This is a genomic window from Shimia aestuarii, assembly GCF_022814865.1.
GTDB lineage: Bacteria > Pseudomonadota > Alphaproteobacteria > Rhodobacterales > Rhodobacteraceae > Shimia > Shimia aestuarii_A.
In genome coordinates this window covers 36979-47829 of the sequence record NZ_JAKVRD010000025.1, presented here as the reverse complement: position 1 = coordinate 47829, position 10851 = coordinate 36979, and the positions used below count along the sequence as shown (strand labels likewise).

General features: G+C 59.7%; 12 protein-coding genes. 11 read left to right on the top strand and 1 reads right to left on the bottom strand.

Features of this window, described 5'->3' with window-relative positions:
* Window positions 1-503: 503 nt before the first annotated feature.
* The 3 genes from MK745_RS17820 to MK745_RS19915 are packed head-to-tail and all read left to right on the top strand — an operon-like array spanning window position 504 to window position 3980.
* Window positions 504-1949, top strand: coding sequence for a coniferyl aldehyde dehydrogenase (locus tag MK745_RS17820; protein ID WP_093455106.1), 1446 nt, complete (start codon window positions 504-506; stop codon window positions 1947-1949).
* A 35-nt stretch (window positions 1950-1984) separates the two neighbouring features.
* Window positions 1985-3595 (top strand): GMC family oxidoreductase, encoded by a 1611-nt coding sequence (locus tag MK745_RS17815; RefSeq protein ID WP_093455105.1) that lies wholly within the window; start codon window positions 1985-1987, stop codon window positions 3593-3595.
* 58 nt (window positions 3596-3653) lie between these two features.
* Window positions 3654-3980, top strand: coding sequence for a TetR/AcrR family transcriptional regulator (locus MK745_RS19915; protein ID WP_170848855.1), 327 nt, complete (start codon window positions 3654-3656; stop codon window positions 3978-3980).
* A 55-nt stretch (window positions 3981-4035) separates the two neighbouring features.
* Here MK745_RS19915 and MK745_RS17810 read toward each other — a convergent pair whose 3' ends face one another.
* Window positions 4036-5103, bottom strand: coding sequence for a hypothetical protein (locus MK745_RS17810; RefSeq protein WP_093455103.1), 1068 nt, complete (start codon window positions 5101-5103; stop codon window positions 4036-4038).
* Between the two features lie 299 nt (window positions 5104-5402).
* Here MK745_RS17810 and MK745_RS17805 point away from each other — a divergent pair, with 299 nt between their 5' ends.
* The 8 genes from MK745_RS17805 (at window position 5403) to MK745_RS17770 (ending at window position 10787) form a co-directional block, all read left to right on the top strand.
* Complete coding sequence (locus MK745_RS17805) at window positions 5403-7580, top strand: ParB/RepB/Spo0J family partition protein (RefSeq protein ID WP_093455102.1); 2178 nt, start codon at window positions 5403-5405, stop codon at window positions 7578-7580.
* Between the two features lie 126 nt (window positions 7581-7706).
* Window positions 7707-8087 carry a DUF3768 domain-containing protein gene (locus MK745_RS17800; RefSeq protein WP_093455101.1) on the top strand — a complete coding sequence of 127 codons (381 nt, stop codon included), beginning with the start codon at window positions 7707-7709 and terminating at the stop codon, window positions 8085-8087.
* Between the two features lie 116 nt (window positions 8088-8203).
* Complete coding sequence (locus MK745_RS17795; protein WP_093455100.1) at window positions 8204-8500, top strand: hypothetical protein; 297 nt, start codon at window positions 8204-8206, stop codon at window positions 8498-8500.
* A gap of 79 nt (window positions 8501-8579) precedes the next feature.
* The gene (locus MK745_RS17790) at window positions 8580-8963 is read left to right on the top strand and encodes a DUF6878 family protein (RefSeq protein ID WP_093455099.1); all 384 of its coding nucleotides are present in this window, start codon (window positions 8580-8582) and stop codon (window positions 8961-8963) included.
* Window position 8964: 1 nt separating this feature from the next.
* Window positions 8965-9441, top strand: coding sequence for a DUF6915 family protein (locus MK745_RS17785; RefSeq protein ID WP_093455098.1), 477 nt, complete (start codon window positions 8965-8967; stop codon window positions 9439-9441).
* Between the two features lie 104 nt (window positions 9442-9545).
* A complete protein-coding gene (locus tag MK745_RS17780) occupies window positions 9546-10193 on the top strand; it encodes a hypothetical protein (RefSeq protein WP_093455097.1) in 648 nt (215 codons plus the stop codon).
* A gap of 50 nt (window positions 10194-10243) precedes the next feature.
* Window positions 10244-10495, top strand: a complete 252-nt coding sequence (locus tag MK745_RS17775) for a type II toxin-antitoxin system ParD family antitoxin (RefSeq protein ID WP_036784147.1) — start codon at window positions 10244-10246, stop codon at window positions 10493-10495.
* Window positions 10488-10787, top strand: a complete 300-nt coding sequence (locus MK745_RS17770; protein ID WP_103911893.1) for a type II toxin-antitoxin system RelE/ParE family toxin — start codon at window positions 10488-10490, stop codon at window positions 10785-10787. The genes MK745_RS17775 and MK745_RS17770 overlap by 8 nt, the downstream gene beginning before the upstream one ends.
* The last annotated feature ends 64 nt before the right edge of the window (window positions 10788-10851 follow it).

Genomic DNA, 10851 nt, shown 5'->3' with positions numbered 1-10851 from the left:
TCGGGCTGAAGACCTCTGGCCTGGCAACGCGGAAGATCGCGTCGAGCCTGGGCCTTGGGCAATTCCTGTGAGATTTCCTTCGCGAACAACGAGTCTCGCCCGAAAAAGCTGTCACTCTGATTCTCGGTTTTTTACAGGTTTTATGAACCCCCATTCGAGCGTTTCTTCCAAGGTGCTGTAATAGATAAGGAAATTTGATGTTGACAGCGCAGGCTTATTATTACTTACTGGTCAGTAAGTAAAGGTATGAAAATGCAACATGTAAATGTCATTTTGGAGACGCGGGGATCGGCGGCCTGGTTGCGCCAGTGCGGCGCACGCCAGGTTGACGACGCAAACGTGGCAATTGCCGAAAATGGTGGTGGGTTGATCGGGATCGAAGGGGCTGTGGCCTCGATTCTGATTCTGGCGCGATAGGAGAGCAGGATGTTCAAGACCGAAGAACAGACAATGGCCTGCGATATGCTGCGCCGCTTCCTCGAAATTGATACAAAGGACTAACCATGAATTCCTATGCCACGCCTATCGTCCCTGACACCTCCATCGACGATCTCAAGGCGCTTTTCACCTGCCAGAAAGCCGCCTCCAATGCCAACCCCTACCCGTCCTACGAAGAACGGTGCGGCAATGTCGAAAAGCTGCTGAAACTGACCGAGAAACACAAGCACGACATTTGTAATGTCATCGACAAGGATTTCGGCAACCGCTCGGTGCGCGAAACCACGCTGAGCGATTTGTTCCTTGTCATCCAGGGCGCCAAACATGCCCGCCGTCACCTGCGCAAATGGATGCGCCCGCGCCGGGTGGGCACAAGCCTGCATTCGCTGCCGGCCACATGCAAGGTGGTGCCGCAGCCCCTAGGAGTGATCGGTAATATCGCTCCCTGGAACTATCCCTATGCCATCGCGCTTCTTCCGGCGGTGCATGCGCTGGCCGCAGGCAACCGTATGATGATCAAGCCCAGCGAGGTCACGGTACATACAACCGAACTTCTGGGCAATCTCGTTTCCGACAATTTTGACGAGGACCTGTTGGCCGTCGTCACCGGCGGGGCCGAGCTGGGCAATGCGTTTGCCGAACTGCCTTTTGACCACCTGATCTTTACGGGGTCCACCGCCGTGGGGCGCAAGATCGCCCAGGCCGCGGCACCCAACCTGACGCCTGTCACGCTGGAACTGGGGGGCAAGAGCCCCGCGATCATCGACCATTCCTATAATCCGGCCAAGGCGGTCAGCTCGATCCTGCGCGGCAAGGTGCTGAACTGTGGCCAGACCTGCATCGGAGTGGACTACGTCTTTGTGCCCACCGAAAAGCTTGATGGGTTCGTCGGGGATATGAAGAAGGGCTTTACCAAGTTCTTTCCCAACCTCGATGGCAACGTAGACTACACTACGATCGTTTCGGACCGCCATTACGACCGGCTGCGCAATCTGGTCACCGATGCCCGTGACAAGGGGGCAAAGGTGGTGACGGTCAACCCCGATGGTGGCGAGGGCAATACCAACAACCGGATTCTGCCGCTGAATATGGTGATTAACCCCAGCGACGACATGGCAGTGATGCAGGAGGAAGTGTTCGGCCCGGTTCTCTCAATCAAGACCTATGACAGCCTGGATGAGGTCACGGGCTATATCAACAGCCATGACCGTCCGTTGGCGCTCTATTGGTTTGGCCATGACCGCGCCCGTGAAAAACACATGCTGCAAAACACCTGGGCCGGGGGGATGTGCGTCAACGAAACCCTGTTCCACGTGTTCCAGGAAAAGTTGCCCTTCGGCGGCATTGGGGCCAGCGGCATGGGCACCCATACCGGCAAGGCTGGGTTTGACAGTTTCAGCGCCCACAAGCCGGTCTTCCGGCAGGCGCGGCTGAACTCGGCCAACCTTCTGAATCCGCCCTACAGCAGGCTCACCGACACGCTCTTGGCGGTCATGAAGAAAATCGTCTGACACAGACACAAAAAATGGTAACAGGGAGAGTAACAATGGCAGATTATGTAGTCATTGGTGGAGGATCTTCGGGAGGAGTGGTTGCCGCGCGGCTATCCGAGGATCCGAACACTACCGTCACGCTTCTCGAGGCAGGGGGTCCGGGTAACTCGAAATTCGTTTCGATTCCCGGCATGTTCGCCGGGCTGATCCAGAACTACAAAATCAACAAGCTGAACTGGCGCTTCAACACCACGCCGCAGAAAAATCTTAACAACCGCGCGCTTTATAACCCGCGCGGCAAGATGCTGGGCGGTTCGTCCGGCATGAACGGCATGGTCTATATCCGTGGCGAATCCGGCGACTATGACCGCTGGTCCGAACTCGGCAACGAAGGCTGGAGCTATGACGAGGTGCTGCCCTATTTCCGCAAGGCCGAAAACAACGAACGCGGTGCGGATGACTATCACGGCGACAGCGGTCCCTTGCATGTCAGCAACGGCGATGCCTCGTTTGATTTCTACAACGCCTTCCTCGCCTCGGGCGAGAAGCTGGAATACCCCAAGACCCCGGATTTTAACGGCGCCAATCGCGAAGGGCTGGGCATCTACCAGTTCACCACCAAGAACGGCGAACGCGCCTCGGTCAAGTTCTGCTATCTCGACCCGATCACGGACCGCAAGAACTTGGATATCCAGGTTAAGGCCACGGTGCGCCGGATCGTCATGGAAGACGGGCGCGCGGTGGCCGTCGAATACGACCAGGGCGGCGAAACCAAGCGGGTCGGGGTGAACAAGGAGGTCATCGTCAGCGGCGGGGCCTTCGGCTCGCCGCAAGTCCTGATGCTCTCGGGCATCGGACCCCGGGCCGAGTTGGAGAAACATGGCATCAAGGTGCAGCATGAATTGCCCGGCGTGGGCGAAAACCTGCATGACCACCCGGACGTGATGTTCGTGTTCAAATCTAAGAAACGCACCGGAATTTCCCTTGGCCCACTGGGCACGCTCAAGAACCTTGGTGCCTTCTACCAGTATTTCACCAGGCGCAAAGGTTGGCTCGCCAATCCGCCCACAGCGGCGGGTGGCTTCCTGCGGTCCGAGCCGGGTAAGAACAACCCGGATTTCCAACTTCACATGGTGCCGTTGCCCTATCGCAACCATGCCCATGACTACATGTCGATGATCAAGTGGGGCTTTACCATGATTGTCAATATCGGCCACCCGCGCAGCCGGGGGCGTTTGACGCTCAAGAACGCCAACCCGGGGTCCGAGCCCAATATCGACCTGAACCTGCTGGATCACGCCGATGACCTGAAGGACATGCGCAATGCCTTCAAGGTGACGCAGGACATCCTGCACGGCTCACCGCTGAAGGATATGATCGCCAAGCCGCTTTACCCAAAGCGTTATCTCAATACCGATGCCGAGATCGACGACTACCTGCGCGCCGAGGTCAACCATGCGTATCACCCGGTCGGCACCTGCAAGATGGGCCGCGACGACATGGCCGTGGTCGATGCGCGGCTCAAGGTCAAGGGACTGGCCAATGTGCGTGTCGCCGATGCCTCAATCATGCCCGAGATCATCAACGGCAACACCAATGCCACCTGTATCATGATCGGTGAAAAAGCCGCCGACATGATTAAGGAGGACGCAGCCGCAACCTGATCAATTCGCCCGCAAAGCCAAGGATGCCGAGCATCAGCAGAAGCTGAAGCGCTGGGCGTTGCTGGATACGGCCGCGCACGAGTTCACCACCAAGAGGTATTCGGAAACGTCAATTGGCGAATTGGCCGACCTGTTCGATGTTTCCAAGCCTGCCCTCTGTTACTATGTGAAGAACAAGGAAGACATCCTGCTGCAGTGCACAATCGAATCTCCTTCTCGAAGGTGCGCAATAAAGCAACCGAACTCGTCCGTCACGTCCTGCAAGCGGATTCCGTCATACCGCGAGGTCGCCATGTCAGCGACGCGCAACAGATTGGCAGCTTTTGAGAAAGTCCATTTGACAGCCTCGTATCCGGTTTGCATTTGTAGCAACATCGCGGCATGACAATCTCTGTCATGCTGGCACATTGAAATTAACCAGCACACCCGGGAATCGACTTTCAGTTTTCGAGAGTCCATATCCTGAAGCGCCCCTGCCCTGTCACCTCGCGGATCAAACCGCTTTCTTCCATCCACGCCAGATTGCGTTGAATGGCGGCGCGACTGGCTCCGGTCACGGATTCAGCCATTGGGGCAGAGACCAATGGCCACTGAGAGAAAGCTTTACGCAAGGCGACCGGCGTGCGACCCGACAAATGCGCCATGACGTTTTCTGCCCGACCCGTCCACGCTTCAATATCGTCAAGTGTTCGCATCGCCGTCAGAATTGCGCTGTTCATCCCATCCAACCAGCGTGCCAAGCGTTCGGTTGGCAAACCCGAGACACGCAGCCCCCCTGCCCCGCCCATAGCGAGCGGTGCGAAGATGGCGCCGCTTCCGTCGCTGGCCGCGACCCTGGACGCGGTGACGGCGGCTTCCATCTGGTCGCCGTGCTGTCCGAGGCCCGCCAGGCTCCAGAGATGAAAGCCCATGCAAGCCCGCGTGATTGGATGTAAGTCGCCCGCAGCCGCCATGACGTCCAGCCATCCGCCCGCGCGATCTTCGAAACGCTCAGCACTGTCTTCAATGTTCTCGGGATCGCGGCGATCCAGGAAGGCGGCCAAGTCACCGTTTGGTCCGGGACCGCCTGTCAGGCGTCGAACAGCCCATCCAACTCTTGCCAGGGCATTTGGGTCATCCTGTGCACCTGACAGCCGCATCGATATCCAGAGCGCCAGACGATCAGAACTCACCCGATCCCCTGCGAACCAGCTGAGGTCCGCCGCCTCGATAAGAGCGAGGCGATGCCGCCAGCCTTCCGGGCCACGCAGCAGCCGGTCATCCAGAGCTCCTAAGCGTCCAGCCACTTTTGCCAGTCGCGCAGCGTGAACGCCTTCTGCCTTTGCCCAGTCGTCGATGACAGCAGTGTCTGGCGGTTCTGCCCGTGGCCCGGGAAGCAAATCATCCGGTTCTTCCTCGAGTGGCCCAGGCAGAAACCAGAGATCCTCTTCGTGAGCCTCTTCATCCTCCTCGATTGTGATGAAGGGGTCATCGAAATCATCAGTCAAAGCGTATACTTGGGGCTTCATATGTGCAAAATACTAATCTTTTGGACATTACCCAAGTGATTTTGTGGCGGTTGCCGACGCTCTTTATATAGTACGCGCACGCGACTGCCGGTGGAACCTCTCAGATCGCGTTCAGCGCAAGGAAACCAAGGGTTTTTGGACGAGCACGACGAGAGAGCACTTACTTGCATTCGTTTACAAACGGTCGATTGCTGACGTGTTTCGCAATTGCAAAGAGCCAGAGAAAGGGAAGCCCGTGTGCCGGGCTTGAAAGGAAAGAGAGAGCCTCTTCCGGGTCCGGCGCGACAAGGATCCTGACCATGGCCAAGACCAAAACCACGACGCGTTCGAAACCCGCCACCTCAAAGAAAACCGAAACCGCCGGATCGGCTGCGCCTGACGGCGCCGCCGACATCCGGATGATCCCGCTCGACCAGCTGGAGCCGAGCCAACTCAACGTCCGCAAAGTCGCCGCGAGCGCTAGCGACGACGCCGAACTCCTCGCCAGCATCCGCGAGACAGGCATCAAACAGAACCTAGTGGTTCATGCGCTGTCAGAGACACGTTTTGCTGTTGACGCCGGTGGCCGTCGCCTCAAATCGCTGAAACAGCTGGCCGAGGACGGTGTGATCCCCGCAGACCACCCGGTGCCCTGCCTCGTCGAGGACGAACGCAACGCCATCCTCACCTCCGCCACAGAAAACCTTCAGCGCGCAGCCATGCATCCGGCGGACCAGTTCGAAGCTTTCGACAAGATGATTGGCGAAGGGCGCAGCGAGGACGAAATTGCGCTGAAATTCGGTGTCTCCGTCGACCTGGTACGCCGTCGGCTGAAACTCGCCCGTGTCGCGCCCGAAATCATCGAGCGATTTCGCGCGGGGGATCTGACCCTCGAATGCGTGATGGCGTTTACGCTGACCGACGACCACGATCGGCAACTGGCGGTCTGGAACGCGGTGAAGGGCGGCTATCACATCCACCCGCAAAGCATCAAACGCCAACTGACCGAGACCGCGCATTCTGCGAACTCGGCCTTGGGGCGTTTCGTCGGCATCGAAGCCTATGAGGCGGCGGGAGGCGTTCTGCTGCGCGACCTCTTCGACGATCGCGCCAGCGCCCATATGGAAAACCCTGAGCTCCTCGAGCGTCTCGCCATCGAGAAGCTGCAGGCCGCGGCCAAACCCTTTGAAGGGACATGGAAATGGGTCGAGGTGCATCTCTCTGTGGATTACGGGGCGTTTCGCAGTTTCGGGCGTGTCTATCCGCAGGATATCGAACCCGATCCCGATCTGCTCGCCGAGGAAGAGCATCTCATCGCCCGCGAAGAGGAATTGGCGGCGCAGAATGACGGCGAGGATTGGACCGACGCCGAGACCGAAGAATACTACGCCATCGAGCCGCGTTTGCGCGAGATCGAAGCCCTGCAGCGCGAGCGGCAACCTTTCGCGGACGCAGATCGCGCCATTGCGGGCGTGGTTCTGACCATCGGTCATGACGGTGCGCTACGTGTCGAGAAAGGCCTGGTGCGGCCAGAAGATATCCCTGCTGCGGCCATGCCGGACGAAGATAGTGCTGATGCGGGTGATGCCTCCTCCCCCGCCCGCCCACATGTGACGCCGCCGACGTCCTCCACGCCAGTGCCGACCTCTGACCCCGCGGCCACGTTGCGCAAGGCGGACGGCATTTCGGCGAGCCTGGCGGATGATCTGCGTGCCACGCGCCAGCACATCCTCAGGGCGCATCTGGCGGCTGATTTCGAGGTGGCCTTCGATGCGATGCTCTACGCGCTCTGCGAACAGGCTTTGGGGCGGTCCTACGGCAACGAGGCACTCGACATCTCGATCCGGCCCTTCCAGGCGCAAGACCGCGAAGTGCTGCACGCGGACACCGTCGCCCAAAAAATGCTCGAGGCGCTGGAACAAGACCTCGCCACGGACTGGATGAAGCTTCAGAAACCCGAGGACTTCCGGACGATGTCGGCGTTGCCCATTGCGGACAAGCAGGCGCTTTTCGCCTGGGCGACGGGTCTCGCGGTCAAACCCCAGCTTTCCTCCGACAATCGTCCTTCCCCGATCATCGAGGAGATCGGCGCGCGGCTCGATGTTGATGTGGCTGCCTGCTGGCGCCCGACTGCCCAAAACTACTGGGGTCGGGTCAACAAGGGGCATGCGGTGGCCACGGCGCGCAAGCTGATCGGTGACGACTACGCCGAGGATCGCAATCGCGAACGCAAGGGCGATATCGCGGCCGCGATGGAGCGGGCGTTCGCAGAAGCGGCGAGCGAGACGGAAGGTTTCGACGCCGCGACGGTTGCAAAGACGACGCGGTGGCTGCCCGACGGGATGGTGTTTGCCGGTGCGACGGAGGCTGGTGCCGACACGGCAGGCGCTGCGCCGGAGACCGAGGAGGGAGATCTGTCCGCCGAAGATTCTCTGAGCGACGCTGAGAGCAATGAACCGTCGTCCTTGCCCGCCTTCCTGAGCGAGGATGCGGCCTGACGCGGCGAAAACCGATCCGATCATGACCTAAGCCTTGGGCCGTCCTCGCGCAGAGGGCGGCCCTTTCCCGCTGACGGGTTTCACGCAGCCGGTGTCTGATCGGCTGGCCCGTCCCGGAGAATTCTCATGACCACCACACTCGATATCGATCCCGTCAAGGAAACCGAATTGATCGCCGGGCAAAATGATGCCTTTCGTCGCTCCATTCTCAGGACCACCCCCGTCGCCGATGCGCCGCAGGGCCAGTTTGTCATGACCCGTGGTGTTGCAGCACTAGGGCCGGACGCCCAGCTCGCTCTCACCCGCCGCGTCGCTTCGTTTGACGCGTTCAACGCTGACAGTGACCCCCATGGTTGGCACGAGATGGGGGTCATCGACTTCGACGGGACCACGACCTGGTTCAAGCTCGATTTGTACGACGTCGACTATCAATATGGCTCTCCCGAGCCATCCGATCCCGCGCAAACCCGCCGCGTCCTGACCCTGCTTCTGCCGTCAGAATACTGACGCCCCTCTTCTTCAACATCACCTCGGATCGCCCTTGCACAAAGGGCGGTCCTTTCGCGCTGGCGGGTTTCCATGGGGCGCGATGGTCGCGTTCCGCCCGCCGCAGGAGACCAGAGATGGCCAAGACACTCGACTATCAGATCACCCTCTATCCCGCGCACCGCGACGGCGCCTTCGTCGTCACACAGTTCCAGATGATGGCGAATTACCCGGAAAAGCGCATCCAGGCCGCGGGCATGGACGACCTGATCGACCAAGTGACGCAGTTCGCGATGGAGCATGGCGAGAGCTGCAGTGCCTCAGTGCGCTGCCTCGCCCCGCGCAAACCGCCGGGGTTCAAGCGCGCGACTGAGAATCTGTATTTCAACCTGGTTGACCGGACGGGTGACGAACGCGGCGACGCCGCGGCTTGAAGCCCCCCGCAGGAAACCTCCTGGGCGATCTGATGCAAAGGTCGCCCTCCCCTTCCCTCAATTCCAAAGGATCGAAGACATGACACAAGTGAATGATTTTTACGCGCAGATGCTGGAAGCCCAGAAACGCGCCGCCGAACAGAGGGTTGTGACCCGCGTGGCCCTTCTCTCCGAACTGCGTGCCGTCGGCGTGACGAAGATCGAGGTGCAATACGAAGGCTACGGCGATTCCGGCAATATCGAAGATGTCGTCGTGACGCCAGACACGATCTCTCTCTCAGAAGAGTTGCGCCGCCGGGTCGAAGATTTCGGCTGGGACTTCGCCTATGCGCTCAGCCCCGGGTTCGAGAACAACGAAGGTGGCTATGGCGAACTGACCTGGGTGCTCGCGACTGACAACATCGATGTCAGTCATTCGAACCGCTACATCGCGACCAATACCACCGAACATGAGGGGCTTTGATATGGCACATCCCCTCCACCACGCCGAAAGCTCGGCCCGAAAGTTCGGAGGTGTTCCAGATGATTACCAATATGTGCACGATTGGTTCGACTCATCTAAGGAACACCTCGCACTTTTCACCCACCGAGCACATCGGCACCACACGCTCGGGATCTTCGAAGCTGAGCGTTTGTTTGGGCGAAGCCTGACCAACAGCGCGGGCCGGGTCGTGCCGATCCGCTGGATCGGCGAACAACATGTGCGCGAAGACTGCCAAGGGCGCATCCCGTCGCTGGCCGACTGGCTTGGACGCATCCAACCGGAACCGTGGATGGCCAACGGCCGGATCGACAACGACCCGACGCAGATCGGCAGCGATCCGCGCGCGGTCTGGAGCCACGCGGTGGCAAATCACCAGACCATTCTCGGCTTCGAGGAATGGCTGCTGAAGGTCTCGGTCGAACACGTTCAGCACCGCCAGAACCGCGCCGCCGCCTGATCCGACGGGCGGCAACCTCACCAACCAACTCATCACAACCAGATCGACTCGCCTGCGCCCAATCGGCCTGGCGAGTCGATTTCGTTCCAAGAAAGGACATCGACATGCACGACCCTGTCTATGAGGAGGCCTATCACGGCCACACCATCAAGATTTTCCATGACCCCGATCCCGAAAGCCCACGGGAGTGGTCGAACCTCGGCACGCTGATCTGCTGGCATCGGAGATACCGGCTGGGCGAAAGCCACCATTTCGCAAGCCCCGAGTCGTTTCTGCGCGATCTCGCGGGTGTCTCGGATCAGTGTGATCTCTCAATGGACCAGTTGCGCGAGCGCGCCGAGCGCAAGGCGATCCTTCTGCCGGTGTTTCTCTATGACCATTCCGGCCTCGCGATGAACACCATCGGGTTCCACTGCCCGTGGGATTCCGGCCAGGCCGGTTACGTCTATGTGTTGCTTGAGGCGGTTCGGAAGGAGTTCGATGTGAAGCGCGTCACCAAGGCACTGCGGGAAAAGGCAGCCGACATCCTGCGCGCTGAAATCGTCAGCTACGACGCCTATCTTGGCGGGCGGGTCTATGGCTATGTCATCGAGCGTGACGGCGAGGAGCTCGACGCCTGCTGGGGCTTCTTCGGCGACTATGAGCTGGACTGCCTGTCCGAGGCACGAGCGTTTGTAGACCATCTCGTTTTACAGGCGAGATCCAGAGCCGTCGCCGCCGAAGAACTGGGCGCAAGCCCACCTCCGAGTTGAAATGCGTGAAGTACTCATATATGTTATTCATGCGTATTTCGGAGGTGAACATGGCAAGCACAAGCGTCACACTGGGCCCCCATTGGGACGAATTCATTGCCCTGATGTTGAAGGAAGGGCGCTACGGGTCAACCAGCGAGTTGATCCGCGCCTCCTTGCGCCTGATGGAAGAACAGGAAGGTCAGCGGGCGCGGCTTCGCGTTGCGTTGATGGAGGGCAAGCAATCCGGCGACGCTGGTCCGCTCGATATGGATGCGATCAAGCGCGAGGCGCGGAGCCGCTCCGGCGCTTCTGATGCGTGACATCCATCTCTCTGAAGCGGCTAAATCCGATCTCGTCGATATCTGGGTCGAGACAGACCGACAGTGGGGCGCGGCGCAGGCGGACCGCTATCTCGACGACATCGAGCGTGCCCTGAAGGGGCTGATCGCCAATCCTCAAATGGGGTCGGACTGCTCCGATCTCCTGCAGGGTGCGCGTAAACTGATCACGGGCCGGCACCTCGTGTTCTATGAGGTGGACCCGGACAGGATATTTGTGATCCGGATCCTGCATCAATCGATGGACGTGCCTCGCCATCTGCGGCCGTCCTGACGCAGGGCAAATTCGCACCAGGGCTTTGCCATGAAAGAGCGAGAGACAGGGCGGGAGGGGTGAC